At 50.9% G+C, this 24,715-nt stretch carries 19 protein-coding genes; 11 read left to right on the top strand and 8 right to left on the bottom strand.

What is annotated here, in order from left to right:
* Positions 1-29: 29 nt before the first annotated feature.
* The 6 genes from P2W70_RS10400 to P2W70_RS10375 form a co-directional block, all read right to left on the bottom strand.
* Positions 30-1,811 carry a RagB/SusD family nutrient uptake outer membrane protein gene (locus P2W70_RS10400; RefSeq protein WP_276481386.1) on the bottom strand — a complete coding sequence of 594 codons (1,782 nt, stop codon included), beginning with the start codon at positions 1,809-1,811 and terminating at the stop codon, positions 30-32.
* A 40-nt stretch (positions 1,812-1,851) separates the two neighbouring features.
* Complete coding sequence (locus P2W70_RS10395; RefSeq protein ID WP_276481385.1) at positions 1,852-4,941, bottom strand: SusC/RagA family TonB-linked outer membrane protein; 3,090 nt, start codon at positions 4,939-4,941, stop codon at positions 1,852-1,854.
* Between the two features lie 81 nt (positions 4,942-5,022).
* The gene (locus P2W70_RS10390; protein ID WP_276481384.1) at positions 5,023-6,102 is read right to left on the bottom strand and encodes a FecR family protein; all 1,080 of its coding nucleotides are present in this window, start codon (positions 6,100-6,102) and stop codon (positions 5,023-5,025) included.
* A gap of 79 nt (positions 6,103-6,181) precedes the next feature.
* The gene (locus P2W70_RS10385) at positions 6,182-6,781 is read right to left on the bottom strand and encodes an RNA polymerase sigma factor (RefSeq protein WP_276481383.1); all 600 of its coding nucleotides are present in this window, start codon (positions 6,779-6,781) and stop codon (positions 6,182-6,184) included.
* 485 nt (positions 6,782-7,266) lie between these two features.
* Positions 7,267-9,648: an ABC transporter permease gene (locus tag P2W70_RS10380; RefSeq protein ID WP_276481382.1), complete on the bottom strand. Its 2,382-nt coding sequence runs from the start codon at positions 9,646-9,648 to the stop codon at positions 7,267-7,269.
* 138 nt (positions 9,649-9,786) lie between these two features.
* A complete protein-coding gene (locus tag P2W70_RS10375; protein WP_276481381.1) occupies positions 9,787-10,458 on the bottom strand; it encodes a 3-keto-disaccharide hydrolase in 672 nt (223 codons plus the stop codon).
* A 510-nt stretch (positions 10,459-10,968) separates the two neighbouring features.
* On the opposite strand from P2W70_RS10375, the gene P2W70_RS10370 reads away from it, so the two are divergent.
* From P2W70_RS10370 to P2W70_RS10340, 7 genes are all read left to right on the top strand, one after another.
* Positions 10,969-12,030 carry a sensor histidine kinase gene (locus tag P2W70_RS10370; protein WP_276481380.1) on the top strand — a complete coding sequence of 354 codons (1,062 nt, stop codon included), beginning with the start codon at positions 10,969-10,971 and terminating at the stop codon, positions 12,028-12,030.
* The gene (locus tag P2W70_RS10365; RefSeq protein WP_276481379.1) at positions 12,027-12,725 is read left to right on the top strand and encodes a LytR/AlgR family response regulator transcription factor; all 699 of its coding nucleotides are present in this window, start codon (positions 12,027-12,029) and stop codon (positions 12,723-12,725) included. Before P2W70_RS10370 ends, P2W70_RS10365 begins: the two co-directional genes overlap by 4 nt.
* 30 nt (positions 12,726-12,755) lie before the next feature.
* Positions 12,756-14,492: a CocE/NonD family hydrolase gene (locus tag P2W70_RS10360; protein WP_276481378.1), complete on the top strand. Its 1,737-nt coding sequence runs from the start codon at positions 12,756-12,758 to the stop codon at positions 14,490-14,492.
* A 111-nt stretch (positions 14,493-14,603) separates the two neighbouring features.
* Positions 14,604-15,029, top strand: coding sequence for a DUF6157 family protein (locus P2W70_RS10355; RefSeq protein ID WP_276481377.1), 426 nt, complete (start codon positions 14,604-14,606; stop codon positions 15,027-15,029).
* A gap of 222 nt (positions 15,030-15,251) precedes the next feature.
* Complete coding sequence (locus tag P2W70_RS10350; RefSeq protein WP_276481376.1) at positions 15,252-16,403, top strand: helix-turn-helix domain-containing protein; 1,152 nt, start codon at positions 15,252-15,254, stop codon at positions 16,401-16,403.
* A 232-nt stretch (positions 16,404-16,635) separates the two neighbouring features.
* Complete coding sequence (locus P2W70_RS10345) at positions 16,636-17,523, top strand: EamA family transporter (protein ID WP_276481375.1); 888 nt, start codon at positions 16,636-16,638, stop codon at positions 17,521-17,523.
* Between the two features lie 499 nt (positions 17,524-18,022).
* Positions 18,023-19,255 (top strand): purple acid phosphatase family protein, encoded by a 1,233-nt coding sequence (locus P2W70_RS10340; protein ID WP_276481374.1) that lies wholly within the window; start codon positions 18,023-18,025, stop codon positions 19,253-19,255.
* A 2-nt stretch (positions 19,256-19,257) separates the two neighbouring features.
* Here the strand turns inward: P2W70_RS10340 and P2W70_RS10335 are convergent, their stop codons facing one another.
* Both P2W70_RS10335 and P2W70_RS10330 read right to left on the bottom strand, forming a co-directional pair.
* A complete protein-coding gene (locus P2W70_RS10335) occupies positions 19,258-20,175 on the bottom strand; it encodes a ketopantoate reductase family protein (protein ID WP_276481373.1) in 918 nt (305 codons plus the stop codon).
* Between the two features lie 89 nt (positions 20,176-20,264).
* On the bottom strand, positions 20,265-20,906 hold the full coding sequence (locus P2W70_RS10330; protein WP_276481372.1) for a response regulator: 642 nt from the start codon (positions 20,904-20,906) through the stop codon (positions 20,265-20,267).
* Positions 20,907-21,093: 187 nt separating this feature from the next.
* Here P2W70_RS10330 and P2W70_RS10325 point away from each other — a divergent pair, with 187 nt between their 5' ends.
* The 4 genes from P2W70_RS10325 to P2W70_RS10310 all read left to right on the top strand — a co-directional run bounded on the left by P2W70_RS10325 (position 21,094) and on the right by P2W70_RS10310 (position 24,551).
* Positions 21,094-22,149, top strand: a complete 1,056-nt coding sequence (locus tag P2W70_RS10325; RefSeq protein ID WP_276481371.1) for a sensor histidine kinase — start codon at positions 21,094-21,096, stop codon at positions 22,147-22,149.
* 177 nt (positions 22,150-22,326) lie between these two features.
* Complete coding sequence (locus P2W70_RS10320; RefSeq protein ID WP_276481370.1) at positions 22,327-22,887, top strand: dihydrofolate reductase family protein; 561 nt, start codon at positions 22,327-22,329, stop codon at positions 22,885-22,887.
* A gap of 61 nt (positions 22,888-22,948) precedes the next feature.
* Positions 22,949-23,308, top strand: a complete 360-nt coding sequence (locus tag P2W70_RS10315; protein WP_276481369.1) for a YciI family protein — start codon at positions 22,949-22,951, stop codon at positions 23,306-23,308.
* Positions 23,309-23,318: 10 nt separating this feature from the next.
* Positions 23,319-24,551, top strand: coding sequence for an RNA polymerase sigma factor (locus P2W70_RS10310; RefSeq protein ID WP_276481368.1), 1,233 nt, complete (start codon positions 23,319-23,321; stop codon positions 24,549-24,551).
* Positions 24,552-24,715 lie beyond the last annotated feature (164 nt).

The following is a 24,715-nucleotide window of genomic DNA, read 5'->3' as shown; positions in this document are numbered from 1 at the left end:
GCGGTTATGGACCGCAGGCTTACTTATCATTAATAGTACCCCTTGTTCTGTTCTTCTTCAATCGGTCCCTTGGGGTCCAGGCGATCGATATGCGTTTGTGGAATAGGACGCAACACATGGAAGTCGCGGATATTACCCGCATCCGGGTTGTATTTCTTCACACGCTCTACCAGTTTTTCGCAACGCGCCAGGTCTTCCCAACGGCCAAACTCGCCGAGTAATTCACGACCCCGCTCATCGAGGATGAAGTCGGTGAAGTTGCCACTGATCTGTGCCGCGGTGACCATCATCTGCGGTACAGACGTAGCAGTACGATCGGCATAGGAACCACCTTCAAATGTCCAATACTGAGTAGATTTCAATTCACCATCCTTGTACGCTGCCCGCTCTCTCACCTGGTTGATGTATTTGGCAGCGTTCTCATAATCACCTTTACGGCCATAAGCTTCGGCCAGGAGCAGCAAAGTCTCCGCATACCGCATCATCATCCAATCGCGGCCACCATTCACCTCGTTGGTCGTAGGGCGGGTACCATCGAGCCATTTGCGCAGACCCGGGAAGATGAAGTTGTAAGCGAAAGGCTGGTAGGTATTCAACGGCATGTACACCGCAAACCGTTTGTTATCCTGCACGGCTGCATTGAGTTCAGGGGTAGTGTTGTAGAAGATCGGTGAGAAGTAGATCGCCGTATCACCCACCTTCACATTGATGGAGTTTCCTGCGGTGGTCACCACACCCGTGGCCGCCTTATTGGCAATATATCCCCAGACAAAAGACTTCATGAAGCGGGAATCATATTTACGCGTGGCGCCAAACAATTCATTGTACACGAACGGCGTGGGACGTACGCGGCGATAAGGACGGCCATACTCTGTAGAACGGGCCAGTATCCGGGTATTTACGGCATCATACTGTGGTACGTGGTAAAGATGCTGCTGATTACCGCTACCATTGTTCAGCAGGGTATTGGTAAACTGAACCGCAAAGATCACTTCAGGATTCACCTGGTTACCGACATCAAACAACTTGGCATAATCTGCCACCAGCGAAAAGCTACCCAGCTCTTTGTTCACGATGCGGCTGGCATAGCGAATGGCGCTGTCGAGGTCGGTAGGCTGTGTACCACGCGTAGTTTTTTGCTCGGCAGAAACGGCGCTCGCCCTGGCCAGGTATACTTTCGCCATCAGGTGCGCAACAGGCGCTTTGGAAGCCCGTCCCTGTGCTTTGGCAGCAACCGGAAGCCGGTCATAGGAGATGCGCAGGTCATTCAGGATACTGTCGTAGATAGCGGCAACAGGTGCCCGTTTGAAATCGGTTTTGATCCGGTCATACGCTTCCAGTACCAGGGGTACTTTACCGTAGTGCTGTACGAGGTTGAAGTAGTAATAGGCACGGAGAAAACGCGCTTCCCCTTCCATTTCTACTTTACGGGCTGCATTCATGGTCACTTTGGGCAGGTAAGCCAGTGTTACATTACAAATAGAAATGCCCTTATAATGATAATCCCAGAAATCACCGATCTTCCCTTCGAGAGAGGATAAGGTGGCCAGGTATTGGTTGATCGCCGTATTGCCATCGGAACCTACGGTAAAGAGGTCGGTACCCGCATCACCCAGGGTCAACATACGCTCGGAACTAACCCCCAGGCGAAGACTATTGTAAGCAGATACCAGGGCCCCTTCCAGCCCTTCTTCCGTTTCATACAACTGGTACGATACCTGCGTTACCACCTTTTCGGTCAGGTATTTTTTACAGGCCGTAAAGGAAAGCATCACCAGGGAAGCCGCGCTATATAAAAGAAACTTTTTCATGATTGTGTTTTTAGTTCGTTCATCTACACAGGAACTACAATTAAAAAGCAATATTTACACCGAGCATATAAGTCGTTACACTGGGCTCATCGAAGCCGGTAGCGCCTTCCGGATCGGTACCGGGGAATTTGGTGAACAGGAATGGATTCTGAACACTGGCGTAGATCCGCAGTTTCTCCATGAAGGCTTTTCTCAGCATAGGCTGAGGCAGCGAATAGCCCAGGGAGATGTTCTTCACACGCACAAATGATCCATCATAGTAGTTCAGCGTGCTGAGGTAGTTCAGGCCGGCGGTACCCAGCAAAGGACGGGGATATTTATTGCTGGGGTTGGCGGGTGTCCAGTAATCCAGTGCAGGCTGGTTGTAACGGCCATCAAAACGCATGTCCAGATCATGATACAATGTTTGTCCAAACATACCTACCAGGAATACAGACGCGTCGAAATGGCGGTAGCGGAAATTATTGGCCCAGCTGGCAGTCCATTTGGGATCACGCTGACCAATGATGTAGCGGTCGCTGGCGTCGATCTTGTAGTCGCGATTGCGGTCGAGCGGCCTTACATCGCCCGGCTTGAACGTTGAACCGTTGGCGTTGAACTTAGCCATCTCCGCTTTGTCGCCATCCGTATCCTGCCAGATGCCGTTGAACCCGAGGTCATAGAGCGAACGTACCGGGTTGCCGATAAACAAGCCACCGGCAACATCGTCCTGTTTGCCATTATAGAGCTCAACGATCTCTTCCTTATTGGCGGAGAAGATCCAGTCCGAGCTCCATTCAAAGGCTCGGCTGCGCACATTGCTGGTATGCAGGCTCAACTCTACCCCTTTGTTCTTCGTTTTACCGACGTTGGTCAGGATCCTGTCGAACCCGGAAGCAGATGGCAGGAAACGATCGAGCAGCAGATCGTACGTATTCTGTTGATAAAACTCCAGGCTACCGGTCACGCGGCCGCTCCACAGACCGAAATCGAGACCTACATTGTACTGGCCCGTCGTTTCCCAGGTAAGGTTGGGGTTGATCATTTTGTTGGGTGCAAAGCCAAGGGCAGTCGCCTCTCCGAATACATACCGGATAGTTGACAGTTCGCCCCAGGTGGTATAGGGCTTCACGCTGGAGTTACCCGTTCTACCCCAGCCCAGTCGCAGCTTCAGGTCACTGAACAGGTTGGAATTGCGCAGGAAGTCTTCGTTCTTGATGCGCCAGGCCAGGGCTACAGAGGGGAAAGCCACCCATTTCTTGCCTTCTGCCAGTCGGGAAGAACCGTCGTAACGCGCAGAAACCGTAGCCAGGTATTTTCCTTTATAGCTATAGTTCAAACGACCCATAAAGGAAGCGAGGTTCCATTTGGAGATCTCACTGCTGACGTTGTTGAGGGTAAGTGCACTACCTACGTTGTAATACTGCTGACCATCATAAGGAAGGTCCTTTACAGAAATACCATTGCTCTCTACCTGCTCGGCTTGTACAGACTGTACGAGGGTGGCATACAAGGAGTGTCCGTTGCCGATGGTTTTGTTGTAACTCAGGATGTTTTCCAGGGTGTACATAAACTTCTTGGCAGTACCGTTCGAGGCTGCCGAAGGTGCCTGTCCACCGGCAATGGCCGTATTCTTGCCGTTAAAGTCCAGGGTTTGCAAACCGCGATAGTCGAGCCCCAGGTTGGTGCGGAAACTGAAATCACGCAGGAAGCTGACCTCTCCATAGTAATTACCTAAAAAACGATCGATGTTACGGACGCGTTTGGTCACCCCAAAATTGGTAATAGGGTTGGGGGTACGGGTATTGTTGGTCGGAAACAGAGAGAGTGTAGTGCCATCCGCTTCATAGGGAGAAGCCAGTGGATTGAAACTCTTGAGACCATATCCGTCAAATACATCATCCCAGCCGGCGTTCTGTTGTGAGCGGGAAAAAACGGTCTGGGTACCGATACGGAATCCTTTGACCACATTGTGTTCGGCGTTGATGCGTACCGAATAACGGGTAAAGTCCTGGTCACGCACCACCCCTTTGTTGTTGAAATAATCGGCCGATAGGAGAAATTTGGTGGGTTCGCTGCCACCACGCACACTGACCTGGTGGTCCTGCATCACACCATCGCGTAAGCCATAGCTTAACCAGTCTGTGCTGACGAGTTTGGAAGGATCGTAGGTACCGCTTTCCCAGGCACGCTGTATATTGGCCAACATGTAAGGTGTAGCTACCAGCTGCTCGTTCCTGAGGTCAAGTTCTTTATTGGGTTTGGGATCATAAGCACCGCCGAGCGAATTGCGTTGTGCTTCGCGGGAGTACTCCACAAAGGAGACCGCATCCATGAGTTCGGGCAAAGGTTGGTTCTTCTGTACACCATAATAGCCATTGTATTCAACGATGGTCTTACCTTGTTTGCCTTTCTTCGTGGTAATGAGGATAACCCCGTTGGCACCCCGGTTACCGTAGATGGCGGTAGCCGATGCATCTTTCAATACCTCGATCGATTCGATATCGTTGGGACTGATCTGGCTGATGGCATCCACGAAGGGAATACCATCTACCACATAGAGCGGTTCGTTGTCGGCCGTGATCGACCGATTGCCTCGTACCCTTACCTGCGACGGAGTACCCGGCCGCCAGGAAGTAGTTTGCACGTAGACACCCGATACACGCCCCTGCAACACCTGTGTGGCATCCCCGGCTGCGATTTCCGTGATCCTGTCCGACTTCAATGAACTGATGGAGCCGGTCACATCTTTCTTCTTCAGCGAGCCATAACCCACCACCACGACTTCATTCAGACCGGCAGAGGCATCCTTCATACGTACGATGAGGGAATTGTTCACGCCTGCCTTGATCTCAAAAGATTTTACTTCATAAGCCTCATACCCCACGTGGGTAAAGACAAAACGATACTTTGTTTTGGGTACCAGGGATTCCAATACAAACACCCCCTTCTCGTTGGATGTATAGGATTGTTTGTCTTTGGCACCTTCGGCGTGTACCGAGATGGAAACGCCGGCGAGCGCATCACCACTTTCCGTGGTGACGATACCTTTTAGCTGGACCTTGTCCTGCGCGTGCACGGCGATGGTGCCGAAAAGCGCCACGAGGGTGAGCCAGCACCATTTGCTGATTGTTTGGTTGAGTGCTACCATATACTTGTTTGTGTTTTTGGGGCAATAGCCGGCCTGCACGCGGGTAAGGCATGTTCACAACCGGTTCGTGCTATTATGCTATTATTCTGATTTCTTGACGACGATCGACCCATCCTGGTGGGTAAACGTCAATTTGTTTACAGTTCCGAGAATTGATAGTACCGTGGATAAGGAGTCGGATGACAGGAACTTGCCGGTTACCTGTTCGTTGCTCAAACTGGCTTCATCGTACACGAAGTGCACATGATAACGCTTTCCGATAGCGGTGAGGACAAGGGGTAATGGTTCCTGTGCAAATTCAAGGGCCCGCACAGACGTTCTTGGTTTAATGGTCTTTTGTTCTATAGGATCGGACTCAGGTATCGTTGTATTGATCTGCTTAAAGGGCCTGACCGAGCATTGATGTAGCAGTTGATCCAATGAAAATTCCTCACCAGGCTTCAACACCACTTCTTTCATAGACGGGCCACCGGCAGCCTGATGAATGGCTACTTTTCCTTCGTAGAGACGCACGGCTACTGTATGTTGTTCAAGGGTGGTGACCAGGAACTGGGTGCCCAATGCGGTGGTAGCAATACCACCGGCATATACCGTAAATGGCCGAAGAGAGTCCTTCGCTACTTTGAATAGTGCCTGACCGTCTAGACTGATATCCCGGAGATTATTCTTATAAGGTTGATAGAAACGGATCGTACTGCCAACAGCCAGTGTGACCAGGGAGCCATCTTCCATCCGGATCAGGCTATCGGTCTTTGTCCGATTGGTGATCGTATGCAGTTGCTGGTCGTTGGTAGCCAGCTCTGCAGGAGTTGAAGGGTGTCCCCCGCTTTGCGGACGGAACCAATAGATGGTCATTCCTACAACAGCCAGGACAGCAGCGGCCGCTATCCATTTTCCGATCGATGAGAATCGTACCACCCGCGCCGGCGCTTGCAACCGGGCCTCCTGCCTGATCTTTGTATGGAGTAGTGTCAATAAAAGTTCAGTACGACCTGTCGGCAGGTATTGACGCTGCTGCTGAACATCTTCCAGGAAGGCTGTTTCCAGCATAGCCTTCCAATCGGCTTCCTGTTCGAGAAAGGTAGCCAGCAACTGTTTCTTTTCAGCCACTGTGAGCGGTTCATTCCAAACCCCTATCCATGGTGTATTCTGCTGTTGCATATTGGTTAATCCCGACGGATGTTCACCATAAATACTCCGAAGTGCAAAAAAGGGGATGCCTTTTAATATTACGGAATTGTTAAGCCATATAGACCAGCAGGAGAGACAAGGAAGTCAATTCAAAATGTGGATATCGGCTACGAATGTATTGGCGGATGAATTGGGTCGATTGTTTGAGGTAATCCTTGACCGACAACTCGGAGATACCCAGTTGGCTGGCCACTTCGTTAGGCGATTTGCCCTCGAACCGGCACAGGCGGAATACTTCTTTCTTACGGGCAGGCAGGTGATTGATGGCCTCTTCCACAGCAGATAGCCTCAGCTGAAACAATTCTTCGTCGGGTGATTCAGCGGCAGCCATGTCATGGGTGATCGATTCGTCGTCTGCCACCAGCAGCGTAGGTTCTTTTAACTTACGCTTGAGGTAAGAAGCAGCTTTGTTATAGCTAACCACAAACAACCAACCGGCGACCTTATCGGGGTCGAGCGCTTGCCTGTTTTCCCAGAGGGAGAGAAATACTTCCTGTAAAATGTCTTCCGCGCAGGACGCATGGCTCACCATTTTGAAGATGTTGGCATATACAGCCTGGTGATAGGTATAGTACAACCTGTCGAAATGCTCCAGATCAGTAGCCAGTTCGGTAGCAGGCAGTGGATCGGGTATCTGCGCTTTCTTCATCCTGTAAGTTTTGAAGCAGCCGAGAAGGGGGCCGGATAAACAGCGGCAAAAATAATTGCCGGGCAGCAGCCAGCAGGTTATATAATTGTGAACTGGCTCTTGAGGCACGGAGAAGAAAAACGACAGGGCTGGTAGCGCCAGGTAATGGAGACGGCAAAATAAAAAAGGCGAGCGCTCTGCAGCCACCCGCCTTTGTTCAGAATCTTTTAGACGTGATCAGGAAAACTTAACCTTGGTCTTTCCCGGATGATTGGATTATTAATTATATGATAAGGTATCCTGGTGGTTTTTCGGATATTGAACATCCCTATTTAAGCTGGTTTTTCATGGATATTCCTGGAAGTTTCGGATAACCGTATCATGTAATCAACAATACAAAACTACTCAGCAGAGGCCGCCGGCGCAAGCGCAAAACCGCCCTTTCCTTTTTCTGCACCATCTACGGGCAACCTCGTACTATTACGAGTCGCCCGATCGGACAAATTTTACTCGGCCCGTAGTGACTTCACGGGGTTTACCAGGGCCGCTTTCAGCGCCTGAAAACCCACCGTAAGCAATGCTATTGAGGCAGCTAGCAAGCCTGCCAGCACAAAGATCCACCACTGAATATCGATCCGGTAGGCAAAAGTTTGCAGCCAGTTATGCATGGCATAATATCCTATTGGGAATGCGATCAGGATAGCCAGCAATACCGGCTTCAACAGATCCTTCGACAACAGTACTATAATACCGGTCACAGAGGAACCCAGCACCTTTCGCACGCCCACCTCTTTGGTACGCTTCGCCGCCGCAAACGAGGCCAAACCAAACAGTCCCAGGCAGGCAATGAATATGGCGAGACCAGAGAATACCGTTAGTAAGGATTGTTGTCTTTCGTCAGTCTTATAAGAGGCGTCAAATTGCTGATCGAGGAAATCATACTCGAAAGGATAAACGGATACCTGTTTCGAATACTCCGCCTTGATAGCAGCCAGCGCCTCCGGCACATCACCGGGCTTCAGGCGGATGGCAATGACGCGGTTGTCTTCGTTGGGAGAGATCACCAGTGGTTCCACTTCTTCTTTAAGCGATCTGAAATTATAATCTTCGATCACGCCCACAATCCGGCGCCTCGATTCATCGCGAATTGTATTCTTGATCCATTTACCGATAGCTTGTTCAGGCGTAAAGCCCAGCGTGGTGGCAGCCTTGCGGTTGATCAACACCGATCCGGCAGTATCTGTCGGGAACTGGGCCGACAGGTTGCGTCCTGCAATGACCTTCAGTCCCAGTGTGGGCACCAGTTCGAAATCGGCAAACTCCGTGCGCAGCTTGATGATCTGATCATTGCCGCCTTCCACTTCAAAATTGTGTATATCGTGAAATCCTCCGGGTGCTCCGGACATAATGGAAACCGCTGCGATCTGCCGGTTTTGTGTCAATTCATTTTTGAACGCCCACCGGTGGTTATAGATCTCATCATTGCTAACTGGCACCAACACGATATGTTCTTTGTCGAAGCCCAGCTCCTTACTTTTTACAAACCGCATCTGGTTAACGATAACAATGGTACCAATAATGAGGAATACGGAGATGCTGAACTGCACGACCACGAGGCCCTGGCGGAAGAAAGCACCACCTTTGCCAAGCCGTAGTTTACCCTTGAGCGCCTGCACGGGCGAGAAGGCCGACAACACGATGGCGGGATAGCTGCCTGCCAACAGACCAACCAACAGGATCACGCCGGCCAGGAAAGCATAGATAACCGGCGAATTCCAGGACACCGTCAGTGAATAACCGAGCAGTTGGTTGTACCAGGGCATCAGCAGTTCCACCAGCCCAATAGCCAGCAGACAGGATATCGTGGCCAGCAGTACGGATTCACCGATAAACTGCCGCACCAGGTCAAAACGTAGTGCCCCCAGTACCTTTCGCACCCCTACTTCCCGTGAACGTTCTATCGCCCGTACGGTAGAGAGGTTGGTGAAATTGATACAGGCCACCAGGAGGATCAATACGGCGATCGACAGGAATACATACACTACTTTTTTATCGCCATGACGCACATCATCGAATGCATTGGGCGCTTCAAAATAGATATCCTCCAGCGGATTCAACCTGAGGTCGAATTTGGTGCCAAAACGTTTCATATCAGCCCCCATGTACTTTTCCATAAAGGCAGGGAACTGCTTTTCCAACGCCGCTTTTTCAGCCGGGTTATTCAGTTGTACATAGACGAACTGGTTGTTGTTGATCCATACATTGAACCAGTCTTCTTTCGAGACGATCGAAATGGGCAATACCATATCAAAATTCAGGTGTGAATTGAGCGGTACGTCTTTGGCCACACCAGTCACTTTCAGCGCCAGTCGTTTGTTGAATTGTACGATCTTGCCGATGGGGTCTTCATCCCCAAAATACTTTTTCGCGGTTTTCTCGGTGAGCACGATGCTGCCCGGCTCTTTCAGCACGGAAGCAGCGTTGCCCTTGGTGAGCGGGAAAGAAAACAGATCAAAGAAGTTGTCATCGGCCATGACCAGCTTCTTTTCGTTGTATCCTTTGTCATCGATGGATATGAGGCCCGAGGTAGTTCTTACCCGTACGGCCGTCTTGAGCTGTGATGAGAAATCGTTCAGCAAGGCGGGACCATAGGGACCGGAGAGATAGGGCGCCCAGCGCTTATCGCCGTTGACCTCAAAACCACGCATCACGCGGTACATGTTCTTTCCATTCTTGTGGAAATTGTCGGCACTGAATTCGTTGAGGAGAAACAGAAAGATCATCATGCAACACGCAATACCGAACGTGAGCCCGAGTATGTTGATCACGGAAAAGACTTTGTTCTTCCGGATGGTGCGCCAACCGGTCTTGAGATAGGCTTTAAACATAGCAATACATTTACGACAATAGGTTCACTTATCCTTGCCAGTAAAGTGCCGCTTTTATAACCAACTCGTTTTCAATCAGTAGAATTGCTTTATCAAACCAGCACTGTCCGGTTTTGATACAAGCAGCGTTCAGTTCCGCTATTGTAGCGTACGCATTTGAATATTCCGGAAATCGATGGGAGATCCCTCGTATTGCAGCAGCAGGCGGCCTTTTTGGGTAGAGGCCTTGGTGCCTTCATTGACAAGTACACCGTTGAGATATTGCATACAGTGACCTTGCTGATGGATAATCCGGATCGTGTTCCACTCCCCGGCAGGCTTTTCCTGCTCACTAAGGCGGGGCACAGCCACACTTTTACCCGGCGCCTGGGTTTCCCCACGCACTTCCATCGTGACCTGCTCCAGCAGGATAAAATCGCCGGTAGCGCCTTCCTTGATCTGAAACTGGATGCCGGCAGGCCACAACATATCGCGGGCCGTATCGGGCACATTGTACATTACGCCACTGTTCTTTTTACCGGTACCCCGCTGGTATTCCTTTCCGGTATTCCACCGGTAATCAAGCGTGAGCTCAAAATCGCCGTAAGACTGCCTGGACATGAGGTAGCCTGTTTTGTCGCCAAACAACCGGATGACCCCATTGGTGATGGTATACAGCTCCCAGGGATTGTCATATCGTTTGTCTTTGGCATAGGCATACCATTCGACCGGAGTACCGGTGTTGGCAGCAGCACGGCTGGTGCTTCTGGAAACGGGCCCGCAGGCAAACAGGAACAACGCAAAGGCAGGAACAATCGATAGCTTCTTCATGCGGGGATATTTACACAAGGGCCGGGAAGGTAGGCAAAAAAATAAGCCCCGAAAAATCGGGGCTTCATAACTTTTTTGGACGGTCATCAGGAAAAATAATCACACAGCTTTTCCTGGATAATTGGACATTGACATTGGATTTAAAGGCGCCGATTAGTTGATATGTTTCCTGGTTTTTGGATTTTGGATGATGCTTGGTCTTTAACCTGGATATTGGATACAATCAGAGCTTTGGTTTTTCGGATATCTGGGTGCGAACACCTTTGGATTTTTTTGAAACCGTATCAACTAATTCAACAATACAAAAATACTTATTCACAATTGTGGATACAAGAGCAAAACTGCTCAATCTCCAAATTGCATCAAGTACGGCCGCTATCGTAAATTTACGAATACCTGAACCGCTGTAATAGAAAGAATTACGTTCATCCCCCCTGTTCCGACGCTCCTTTACTTTGTTTTTACCATTCCGTATCAATTGGTTTCATTTGCACCTGTAAACCGCTACACATGTTAACAGGCTTGAATAAGGGGTCACTATACTGGAAATGCCAACTGATCGGCTGGTCGGTTGCTTCCCTGTACTGGAACTTCCTGGGCTATATCGGAACGCAGTTTAGTCCCTGGCTGGCGGTGATTCACTTTTTTGCAGACTTGCTCATTTATATTCCACTCACACATGCCTACAAAACCTGGTCAGTGCGCCGGGGATGGCACCAGTTACCTACCCGGCAGCTGGTCGTGCGGTTGATACCCGCCATATTCCTGTTGGGCCTGGGCTTTATGGTATTGACGATCACCAAAAACTACCTGGTACGCCACTGGTTCGAGCCGGGCTTTTCAGATACGCTGCAGGAACATTTCCGGCAGCAAGGCCTTACCACCTTTGTTACCGGCACCCGGTTGATGAGTATCTGGCTACTGGCTTATTACGGTTATCACTATGCACAACGCGAATTGACAGCTACCCGCGAAAGCGCCCGCCTCGCTATTATAGCCCGGGAGGCACAGCTGAACAACCTGACGGCCCAGCTCAATCCGCATTTTTTTTTCAATTCGCTCAACAACATCAAAGCACAGGTGATCGACAACCCGCAGGGGGCACGGCGCGCCATCGATCTGTTGTCGGAAGTACTGAGAACCGCCTTGTACAACCGCGATGCGATGCTTATCCCCCTGCACCAGGAAATGGACCTGGTGGCAGATTTCCTGGAACTGGAGAAGATGCGGCTGGAGGAAAGATTGCAGGTATCCCTGCTGGTAGATAATACCCTGCTGCAGCAACAGGTATTGCCGCTCAGCATGCAGTTGCTGGTAGAAAACGCGGTCAAACATGGTATCGCCACCCGCAAGACAGGCGGCACACTCGGCATTACCGTCAAACGGCAGGAAGGCCAATTGCAGATCGTGGTGGAAAATCCCGGCAAATTGATCGATAGTCCCCATCCGGGACTGGGATTGAATAATCTCCGGGAGCGGCTACAACTGCAGTTTCACGGACAGGCCAGCCTGCACCTGGCACAAACAGACCACGAAACCGTATTGGCCACCCTGTTAATGCCCTTGTCATGAGTTATCCGGTATTGATCGTCGACGATGAACGCCTGGCGCGGGAAGAGATCAAAAGACATTTGTTGCTGTACCCCGATTTCACCATCGCCGGTGAGGCTGCGAATGCAGATGAGGCGGAAGAACTGATCCGGACCATCCGCCCGGTACTGATCTTCCTCGATGTACAAATGCCGGAACGATCAGGCTTTGACCTGCTGGAGTCGCTGGAGGAGATACCGGAAGTGATCTTTACCACCGCATTTGATAAATATGCTGTGCAGGCTTTCGATACCAATGCCATCGACTACCTGGTGAAGCCCATTCGCGAAGAACGGTTTGCCCGGGCCATCGAACGGGCACAAGCCGCCCTGCAGCCGGGCAACCAACCACTTTCGACCCTGTTTATCAGAGACGGAGAACGGTTTCATTTTATTCGTGTAGAGGAAATATTTCTCATCGAATCGACCGGCAACTATGCCCGCATATATTACGGGGATAAGAAAACATACCTGAAACGGTCACTCAATCAATTGGAAAAGACACTCGATGTGGCTGTGTTCTTTCGCGCCAGCAGAACGAGTGTGATCAATACACGGTTCATTCAATCGGTAAAAAGTTTATCCGATGGCAGACTGGAGATCCTGCTGCACAATGGTCTTCCGGTGATCGTATCCAACCGGCAGTCGGCTGTTTTCCGCAGCAAGCATAAACAATAACAATCATCATTTAAACCCACCTTCCATTTTATGAGAATACTATTCTCACTGGCCTTGCTATGCCTGGCCCTTCAACAACCGGTCACGGCACAAACCACGCCCTACGCTTCTGCTCCTGAAAGCAGTTATATCATCAACGACACCCTGCTGATCAACACGCGCGACGGCGCGCAGGTATCAGCCCTGCTGGTGCGGAAAAAAGGCGTACAAAAACCTTTGCCCACCATCCTGATCTTTACCATCTACGCCCGGGTAGCGGATATCCGCAAGGCCCAGGAAGCAGCAGACAGGGGGTACGCAGGCGTAGTAGCCTATACACGGGGCAAACGAAACAGTCCCGAAACAAACGTTGCCCCTTATGAATATGACGGACGCGATGCCTACGATGTCATCGACTGGATCGCACACCAATCCTGGAGCAACCAGCAGGTGGGCATGTATGGAGGCAGCTACAGTGGCTTTGCCCAATGGGCAGCCACCAAGCAATTGCATCCAGCCTTGAAAACGATCGTACCCTCGGCTTCCGTTGCCCCGGGCCTGGACGCACCCATGATGAACAATGTGATCATGACCTTTCCTTTCTCCTGGACTTATTATGTATCCAATAACAAATGGCTGGATACCGCCGATTACAACAGCCGGCATTGGAATGACCTGTTGTGGCAGTGGTACCAGGAAGGCAGCTCCTACCGGTCACTGGACAGCCTGGCCAACAGGCCCAACAACCGTATTTTCCGCAGCTGGCTCGCCCACCCCACCTATGATACCTATTGGCAAAACATGATTCCCTACCGGGAAGAGTTTGCGCATATCAACATTCCCGTACTGACCACAACAGGATATTTCGACGGCGGACAGGTGGGGGCCACTTACTATTTTCGGGAACACCTGCGTTACGTACCGAATGCGCAGCACTATTTATTGATCGGGCCTTATGGTCATTTCGGTTGCCAGGGATATCCCGACAGCGTCTTCAATAATTACCGCATCGATCCATCAGCCAATATTCCCATTCATGAGATCATTTACCAGTGGTTTGATCATATCTTCTTCGGCAAAGACAAGCCTGCCATCCTGCGCAACCAGGTCAACTACCAGGTGATGGGCACCAACCAGTGGAAACACGCTGCGTCCTGGAACACTACCAGCAACGACACCCTCACCCTTTACTTAAGCAAAACAGCCACCAATGGCCAGCCTACCTTAAGCAGCAGCCGTCCCCAACAACCTGCTTACATCAGGCAGGTGGTGGATATGGCTGATCGACGAACCGTCAACAGCTATTACTACATCAACAGCATTTTGTACGACAGCCTGCCAGACAACCACGGCATCGTGTTCAAAAGCGCCCCCCTATCCGCTCCGCTGGAATTGACAGGATGCTTTATGGGAAAATTATCTGCCACCATCAGCAAGCGGGATATAGATTTCAGCGTCGTATTATTTGAACAAACGGCCAAAGGCCAATACATCTACCTGACCTATTTTATGGGACGGGCCAGCTATGCCCAAGATCATCGTGTGCGACATTTACTGACCCCGGGTAACAAAACAACGATCCCATTCTCCAATTCCTATATGACCAGCAGGCAACTGCAGACAGGCAGCAGGATCGTTGCCATCGTCAACATCAATAAAAGCCCTTTCGAACAGATCAATTACGGTACAGGAAAAGACGTAAGCAGTGAAACCATCCGGGATGCGGGAACGCCCCTGGTGATCAAATGGCACAATGACAGCTTTCTTCAGCTACCCGTCTGGCGTTAATTTTCGAAGGATTGCCCCTTGTAATAACCTGCCGGGAGCGATTTGTTAACGATGGCAGTGGATGGATGCTAAACGAAAAAAGTCTTAAATTGTACTTCAGCCATTGAAGTCATGAAGGACAATAAAATCCACACCACCAACTACCACAATACATTTATTGAAATAGCAGACGATTGTCCTGTCAGGATCGGCGAAGTACCACCGCAGAAAGGTGACAGTAAAACAGTAGCCAATCACCATTTCGAGATAATCGCGCACAACCCTTATAAATATACTTCCGACGATGTATTATTCCAGGTTTTTGCTGAGCGAAACCATATAATCAGCCATGAACAACCTGCCGCACGGGCTGCCTTCTTTTCGAAAGGGCAGCCCTGCCTGCGTTCATCTCCCCTCTCCAAACGTTACGGATGGGGTATCCACAGCGATGCCGAGGGACGAGTAGCCTTGTATGCAGTAGATTCTGCCGAATACCGTCAGCTACAAAAAGACAAGAGCCTGCAACACATAAGAGCCATGCGCAGCAGGCGCGGATAGCAAGACAATTTTATGCGGTCGTTATATGTATCAAAAACAAAATGCATTATCTTAGCCCATAGCAACCTATCTCCATCCATTTACCTTATCCCGACATTCCGCCCCTGTTTAAACATTGACACTACCTTGTTTTGGCTGTATCACCATTAGTAACAGATCTGGACTGCATCATTTTCCTTTTGCATCAATTGTATGCCCAACCTGCTATATCAAAACATGCTTATGCAAGTCATTTACACGCCTGCAGCCATCTTCTGTCTCATTTCGGTCGTGTTATCGATGCTGACAGGCACCGTACTGCTGACTTTTTCTCCGCATACAGACATTAAAGCCAATCGTTTCCTGGGTGCTGCATTCATAGCTTTTGGGATCACGCTTACCGTCATCTACCTGATCTATACAAGACTCATCCTGTACGTACCCCACCTGTACAGAATGGGCAATGTATGCTGGCTTTTGTATATCCCGCTTTGTTATCTCTATGTACGGGTAGCCGCCAAAGGAAAATCGCTATCATGGTCCGACCTTATCCATTTGCTGCCGGCCTTGTATTACCTGATCGACTACACTCCTTTTATATTCTCGGCAACAGCCGTAAAAGTTCCTGTTATCCGGGCAGACCTTGACAACCTCGAACTGGCTGCCGCTTTCCGCCAGGGATGGTTGTTGCCAGCCAATGTGCATGTACCCATCAGGACGGTTATTGCTACCTTTTATTGGATACTGCAGGTACGCCTGCTGAGAAGTATCCCATCCGACATTGTGAAGGAAAACACCGTCTGGTTCCGCTGGCAGTATATCTATACGGGTTTACAATTGCTGCTGTTCCTGCCTACCATCATCAGCATGCTGGCAGGCGACTCACTGGTTTGGTCTACGACCATACCACCTGCCGCGGGCATTCTGCTATCAGCCGTTACGCTCTACCTATATCCGCAGATCTTATATGGCCTGACAGGCAGGTCAGTTAAACCGATGCAACAACCGGCAAAGCCAAAGCCCCCCATGGAAGAAGCTTTTATCCGGCAAACCACGCAGGCACTGGAGCGATTGATGACCAACAGCAAACCGTTTCTGAAAAGCAACTACAGCCTGAAAGAGCTGGCCGAAGACCTCCACCTCGCACCCCACCAGGTGTCGGCATTCATCAACCAAACCACCGGCAAGAATTTCAATGACTACCTGAACTATCAACGCATTCAATTCTGTATCGGTTTCATCCGGGAAGGAAAGGCCGAAAACCTCAATATGAACGGCATTTCACAACAATGCGGCTTCAACAACCGGAATACGTTCGCCATCGCCTTCAAGAAAGTAACCGGTCAACTCCCTTCCGAATACATTACCGGCCAGGAAGGCCGGGCCTTGAGATAGTCCCTATCCCCGGTATCAGGCAGTACAGGTTAACGTAGTTTTTGTATTTTCGCGGTATGAACCATCGCATTTTACAGTCCACACCTCCGCCACCGGTTGCCATTGGCCAATAACCGGTTTCTCTTTTTTTAAGTTACTGTCACCAGTGCTCCAATAGCGCTCCGGTTGTTGCTGCCCTCCAGCGAATCTGCAGGCCATCCGCCTGCCTTCTTTTATTTTTCAACCGGAATCAATGAATAAATACAGCGCAATGATCTTTGCGGGTGCATGCAGCTATGGCGTGCTCTCGACAATTGTAAAACTCGCCTACCTCGATGGACATAGCATCGCCTGGCTCTCTCTGTTACAACATGCCATTGGCATGATCGTTTTATGGCTATGGGTGTTACTGACACTCAGTCGGCAGCAGCAGCCTGCCTTACGACGTCGCTGGCTGCCCGTGATGGCCAGCGGCGCCACCATCGGCCTTTCGTCTTTTACCTACTACCTGTCGGTCCGGTACATTCCGGCCTCCCTCGCCATATTACTGCTCATGCAGTTTACCTGGATGGGATTACTTCTGGAGCGCGTGATCTTCCAGGCACGGCCCTCCAGGGGGCAGCTCCTGGCTGTTGGATGTATTCTATTGGGAACGCTGCTGGCAGGCAATCTCTCACGTACAACGATCTCGCCGCATTTCCTGAGCGGCGCAGGTTTTGCGTGCCTGTCGGCCCTGCTATATGCGCTGTACATCATTGCGAACAGCCGACTGGGTAAAGACTTCCCGGCTCCGCAGAAAAGCGCTTTGATCATGACAGGATCTACCCTGGGCATTCTGTTGGTCAACATGCGGCCTCTGACTGCACAGGTCTCCCTGAACCCGGATACTGTTAAATGGTCGGTATTACTGGCTTTATTCGGCACGATCATGCCGCCCCTGTTATTTTCCAAAGCCATGCCGAAGGTGGGAACGGGCCTGAGCAGCATCATCGTGACGGCGGAGCTTCCCGTGGCTATATTATCGGCTTACTGGGTACTGGACGAATCGGTAGATGGTCTGCAATGGGCAGGCGTCGGGATCATGCTCGGCGCCATCGTGTGGATGAACCGGCCATCGGTAGCTGCCGGGAAGGATGGATAAAAAAAACAAGCCCCGCTGGTGCGGGGCTTAAAAATCTTTTGGACGTGATTCAGATGAACATTAACCATGAAAGATTTTCCTGGATCATTGGATATCGATACTGGAATTTTAAATGGTTGTTAACTGATATTGTTTCCGATTGGTTTCTTTTTGGATGTTGGATGGTCTTGGTTTTTCTGGATATTGTTGGTCTTTCTGGATGTTGGATCGTCGGAAACCGTATCATTTAATCAACGATATAAAAGTACTATTAAGACTCTTTTAACACAAGAGTGAAACTGCGCAATTAAAAATGTTCAGTATTTACAACGGCGGATCGTAATTCTACGAGCCGCCGTTCTTTATCCCCCTAAAGAATTATAAAACAGGGCGTTCCCGTTAATTAATCATGAATTTTCCGACACTCCCCCGCGCTGCCAGTGGGTTCCGCAACAGGGTGCAATCGTTTGCTCAATATCGACACGGTCTTTTACTTACTTTTAGTCCTTAAGTATTTTCTATGAGCGAGCAAACCTCACCAGCCTTTGACAGAAGACATTTTCTCGGATCACTTACCCGCGCCAGCGCATTGGGCGCCGCAGCCCTGACGCCTATCGCCGGTATCGCCGCATCGGCGCCAGTCGCACCAAGGGCCGTGGAGCATGTTTTTCTCACCCGCCCCTACCTGCAGGCAGTCAACCCCACCAGCATATCTGTACGTTTCCTAACCGCCAGGCCAAGTTACAGCTGGGTAGAATACGGAGAAAACGGCGCGTTTGATAAAAAGGCGCATACGACTACCGATGGACTGGTCGATGCTTTTAACCGGGTGCATGAGGTCGTCATCGAAGGCCTGCAGCCAGGAAAGACCTACAACTACCGCGTGGTATCCAAAGATATTGTAGAGTTTCAGCCCTATAAACTGACCTATGGCGAAACCATCAAAAGTGAAGACTTCCATTTCTCCACCATCCACCCGGGTGCAACCGAGGTAAGTTGGTTGGTATTGAACGATATTCACGATCGGCCGGCCTCTTTTCAGCACCTGATGAACCACAACAAGGATTTTCCCTATGACTATGTTTTTCTGAATGGCGACATGTTCGACTACCAGACCGATGAACAACAGATCATCGATCATTTGCTGACGCCTTGCACCACCTGCTTTGCTTCCAGCAAACCCATGATGTTTGTACGCGGCAACCACGAAACCCGCGGAAAATATGCGCGTAACCTGAAGGAATATTTCACCAATCCCGGTGGACAATACTTCAGTTTCCAATGGGGGCCCGTATTTGCCATAGCGCTGGATACGGGGGAAGATAAACCAGATGATACAGCCGTATATGCAGGCATTGTAGACTTCGATCATTACCGGGAACAACAAGCGGTATGGCTGGAACAACAACTGCAAAGCAAAGCCTATAAAAAGGCCCCCTATAAGGTAGTGATGATGCATATTCCACCGCACTATTCCGGCGACTGGCATGGCACCTTGCATTGCCGTCAATTATTCTCTCCCCTGTTTGATAAATACAAAGTAGACCTGGTGATCTCTGGTCATACCCACAAATACGGCGTACACCCGCCGGTTGCCGGCACACACAATTATCCTATCGTTATCGGCGGCGGACCGAAAGATGGCAACCGGACACTCATCCGGGTAAAGGCCGATCAACGCGCACTCACCCTGCAAATGCTGGGAGACGATGGTACCGAAGTAGGAAAATACGAAGTGCTGGCGAAGCGATGAGGTTAACGGCCCAGGTCAGATTTTAACTGGGTCAACTGACCGAGCAGCCTGGTGGCAGACACCTGGCTGCCCAACCCCAGCTCTTCTGCAAACCCAACGATCGCTGCATTCAAGGTAGCGATCTCCGTTGGCCGTCCCTGCCGTATGTCCTGCAAAGTCGAGATCAGCTGACCATCCGATCGCTGGCTGATGAGCAGCACGCTTTCCAATACCTCCTCCTCCGTCAAGGCTATCCCTTTCGCCCGGGCTACGCCGACACATTCCGCAACCACGGCAGTAGCCAGGGAAAGCACCTGTTGATCGCGGTGAAAGATACCATTGTCTGCTTCGATCAAGGGGCAAATGGAGTTGAATACACAATTCGCAATCGCTTTTTTCCATACGATGGGCTCAAGGTCAGGTTCTGCCCGAAAAGGGAATACGGGAGTATGTAACCGCTCCACAACGCTTTCCAGCTGCGCGCCCTCCCCCTTCACGGCCCCCACGGGGCAAGTGGTTACAGGTCGAAAACGAATGTAACCATCGGCAGTAAACTGACTGGTCACAAACAATACACAACGGTACACTTCCGAAAATGCGGGATCCGCGAAACATTCTTCCACCCGCAGGCCATTCTGCAGAAGCACAATCGGCGAATGGCCTGTTTTGCCGCGGAGCAAACCAGCTATGCGTTCATTGCCAAACGATTTGTTGGTGAGCACCACGATCCCCTCGAAGCTGGCAACCTGTTCAAGGCTACTGACGGTAACTGTGGCCTGTATAGGCAGCTGTTCCGGCACTTCGAGCGTGATGGTTTCTTTATACGGTACGGCCTGCGCTGCACGCGCCCTAAGCAATACGACCTTTCGGTGATGATGTGTGAGGAGCGCTGCCAGGGCTTTGCCAATAGCGCCCGCTCCTACGATGTAGATGGTATCCATACGATATGTGCTTGGGCACAAAAATGCGACATTCACCTTGTTGAAAACAGTAGCAGATTGATCAAATGCGGGTATATCAGTTGCAGGCACTATCCCCCAAGCCCTAATTCCATCGCCTTCTTGACCAGTGCTGCCGTATTTTTTACATCCAGCTTTTGAATGAGGTTGAAACGGTGATTCTCGACGGTACGGATGCTGAGAAAAAGCCGGTCTGCGATCTCCTGGTTGCTCAGTCCCTGCACGATCAGGGCAATGATCTCCCGCTCACGCTTGGTCAGCGAGGGGGCAAAAGGATCGCTGCGTTTACTGGTGATCAATTGCTGCACCATCTGTTCTTTCAATTCATCGTGGATATACTGATTACCCCCTACCACCGAACCAATGGCAGTATGAATGATATTACCGTCGGCAGTCTTGAGCAGGTAACCGGCCGCTCCGTTTTGCATCATGCTTTTCACGTAGTGCCGGTCATGGCAATTGGTAAACACGATCACTTTAACAGCCGGCCAATTCGCTGTCACTTTTTTACACAAACTGATCCCATCCTCCCCGGGAAGCTGAATGTCCATGATCAGTACATCAGGTTGCCTTACGGCCAGGCCGGCCATCAGCTGACTACCATCGGTGTAAGTTCCTACTACTTCCAGGCCGGGGTAAGCGGTCAGGATCATACGCAAACCATTCAATATCGCTGGATGGTCGTCTACAAGTGCAACGTGGATCATATTCATACTGCTTGTTATAGCGCTGGAATAAGTAACTACAACAGCCGGTCCAGTCTGAGGAGGGTGTGAAAGACTGACAGAACAGGTCGTTGAGCGAATTGAGTACTACTACTCAATTTCAAATACAGGTATTTATTCTGCGAAAATAAAGATAGCCAGGGAATAGTTTTGTTACTGATTTTTTTAGTGTTCCATGATGCTACTAGAAAAGAAAATAGTGACACACACTATAGCCGGAAAAACAACGACCACCTGGTTGCTACATTCAGCAGAAGCGCTGAGCGTATTGTTCGTTGCGCTCCTGCTGTTCAAAAGCTGTTACCCGCCAGAGGAACTTTTTTCCCGTATCGTCGAGCTGCTCATCAAATTACTGCTGGTAGCTTCCTGCTGGTGGCTAAGCATTCACCTCTTCCGCCGTCAAAAACTGTCGACCCAATTCCTGGTGCATGTCATTACACTGGCGTTATTCGCCTTTAGCTGGCTCCTGGTCACCACGGATTGTTTTGGAGAAATGGTAATACCGCAGGAACGAGGCACTTTCGGATTCCTGTTCCTGGTCGTATTTTCCTACTGCATTATACTGGTCGTGTACCACCTGTGGCGCTTGCGGGCACGTAGCCAGGCGCACAAGGCGAGAGCGCTGGCCTGGCGGGAGCTGGCCAACCAGGGCGATGTACAGGTACTCAAAGCACAAATACAACCCCATTTCCTGTTCAATACACTCAACCGCATCAATGCCACCATTCCACCCCAACAGGAACAGACCCGCGAACTGATCGCCAAACTGGCCGATACCTTTCGTTATGCCCTGCAGGCCACCAAAGAAGACGAGGTGCAATTGAGCGACGAGCTGCATTTCATCCGGACCTACCTCGAACTGGAAAAAGAACGGTTTGCCGACAGGTTGCAGGTCTCCATTGAAGCCTGCCCCGCCGCCATGAACGCGCGCATTGCGCCTATGTTACTGCAACCCCTGATTGAGAATGCCGTAATACATGGCGTAGGGCCCTGTATCGATGGCGGATTGATCAGCCTGCATTGCCGCCAGGTCACTGACCGGATCGAGATCTGCATCAGTAATACGGGTTCCCGTTATATCGGCCCGCTCGAATGGCTGCTGGAAGGTAAAGGCATAGGCCTGCGCAACACCATTTTACGCCTGGATAAGATCTACCAGCAACAAATGCACATAGAAAAAAATGACGCAGGCGGCCTTACTTTCTCCTTTTCCATCCCTGCTAGCGCCTGACCAGGCATCCCGCCCAACGCCGGCCTTCCACTGCCCGCATCAGTCATTCCCGTCAACTTTCCCGATACCCGCCCGCAGCCCACCAGCTTGCAGGCTTTTTTTACGCCCCTTGTCCAATCGGGGGCAACTTGTTTGTTATGGTAATGACAGCCTTCTTTTCTGTATAAAACCAATAACATGCATCCATTATCATCTTTTACTTTTTTGACCCTCAACGGGTTTTACCAGGGCAGTAAGGGCGATACCAGTTGGCACCGGCATGGGGAAGAAGAATCCGCCTATGCGCTGGAAGGTCTGCAGACAGACAGCCTGTTGTTGTTTGGCCGCAAGACCTACGACATGATGGCCGGTTTCTGGCCAACGGCCCAGGCAGCCACCTTGATGCCCGAGATGGCCCGGGGCATGAATGCCGCCGACAAAATGGTCGTATCGCGCAGCCTCCGTCAGGCGTCCTGGCAAAATACCCGTATCGTACAGGGCGACCTGATCCCCGCTATCCGGGACCTCAAAGCCCATGGTGGTAAACCCATCACGGTATTGGGCAGCGGTCAACTGCTGGCTCAATTGGCGGCTGCCGGGCTGGTAGATACCTTCCAGGTGATGATCGACCCGGTGGCCCTGGGGGTCGGCACGCCTTTTTTACAGGGAATCGGGCACTCACTCGATCTGCAATTGAGCGGTCACCGTATATTCAGCAGTGGTGTGGTATTACTCACGTATGTACCATCCGGAATCTGATTTACATTTACCAGGCGCAGGCCATTGTCAAAAAACCTGCGCCAAACAAAATCTTGCCAACATGGAAGAATATCTATTGCTGATGCGCCTCGACCTCCTTACCAAAGAAAAACAACCTTCGCCGGAACAGATGCAGGTATTTATTCAGCAGTACCAGGACTGGGTGGGCGGCATTGCTGCGCAAAATAAATTCAGCGGCGGTACAGGTCTGTCCACCGAAGGCCGGGTATTGAAAGGAACAGCCGTGGTAACAGATGGCCCTTATGCAGAGATCAAAGAATCGCTGGCAGGGTTCATCATTGTGAAAGCCACTGATTTTGATGACGCCGTATCCATGGCCCGCGCCTGCCCCATCCTCGAGGGCGAAGGCAATAGCGTGGAAGTAAGAAAAGTAATGGGGGTGCACCAGGCTGCCTCCTAAACAGCATAGTATGCCAGGCGACCAGGAACCTGTATTGCTGCCGCACCTGTTCAGGACGGAATACCGCAAGATCGTGTCGGTACTATACCGGCATTTTGGTTTTGACGCCATGACCACGGCCGAAGACATCGCCAGTGAAACTTTTCTGACGGCAGCACAAACCTGGGGGGTGCAGGGCACACCCGCCAACCCGGTCGCCTGGCTTTACCAGGTAGCACGCAACAAAGCGATCAACCAGTTGCAACGCCAACGAACCTACCACCAAAAGATAATGCCAGCACTGGCAGCAGCCAGCCAGTCGACACAAACCACGATCGACCTTTCGCCACAAAACATCAATGACAGCCAGCTGCTCATGATGTTCACCATCTGTCATCCTGCTATACCCGCAGCAGCACAGATCGGGCTCGCCCTGCGCATCCTCTGCGGATTCGGGATCGACGAGATCGCCGCCGCATTTCTAACGTCTAAAGACACCATCAACAAACGCCTCTACCGTGCCAGGGAAACACTACGCGAAGCGAAGATCGTAATCGAACTGCCGCCGCCTAATGCTATCGACGCACGACTGGAAACCGTATTGACAACGATCTACCTGCTCTTCAACGAAGGTTATTATTCGCTGCAGGCGCCCCTGGCCATTCGCCGGGAGCTTTGCCTGGAGGCCATGCGCCTATGCACGATGCTGGTAGAGCACAGTACCACTAATACACCACCCGTAAACGCCTTGCTGGCACTGATGTGCTTTCATGCTTCCCGCCTGGATGCCCGCCTCGATGAACACGGCGGATTTATTCTTTATGCACAGCAGGACAGCAGCCGTTGGAACAGCGACCTGATCAGCAAGGGCGGGTATTTCCTGCGTTGCGCCGCCAGCGGCAATACCTTGTCGAAGTATCATCTCGAAGCGGGCATTGCCTGGTGGCATACCCAACAGACCGACAGTCAGGAGAAATGGGAGCATATCCTGCAGCACTATAACCACCTGCTGCAAATAGACTACAGTGCCCTGGCAGCCCTCAACCGCACCTATGCATTGGCCAAAGCACGTGACAAGCTGACAGCGATTCCCGAAGCGGAAAAACTATCCCTGCACGACCATCCCTTCTATCACCTGTTACTGGGTGATCTCTATACCGGTATCGACGAAGAACGAGCAAGGCAACACCTGCACGCCGCGCTGCAGCAGGCCCGCACCGAACAGGAACGGCAGGTCATCCGTAAAAAACTCGACGTGCGGTAGGTTGACACAGTACACCCAACCTACCGGTAAACCAGTAGCGCTTCATTCGGGGTTTGTTGGTATTCTGCAAGCGATCCGGGAGAATATTCGCCCTGCAACAGCCGGATTCCCCGCTTATGGTATTAGTTTTGCGAGGTACCCCGTATCCAAGCAACCATTCTCAA

Source organism: Paraflavitalea pollutisoli, from assembly GCF_029360705.1.
GTDB lineage: Bacteria > Bacteroidota > Bacteroidia > Chitinophagales > Chitinophagaceae > Paraflavitalea > Paraflavitalea pollutisoli.
Note: the sequence above shows the minus strand (reverse complement) of the source record. Positions and strands in the feature narration are given on the sequence as shown.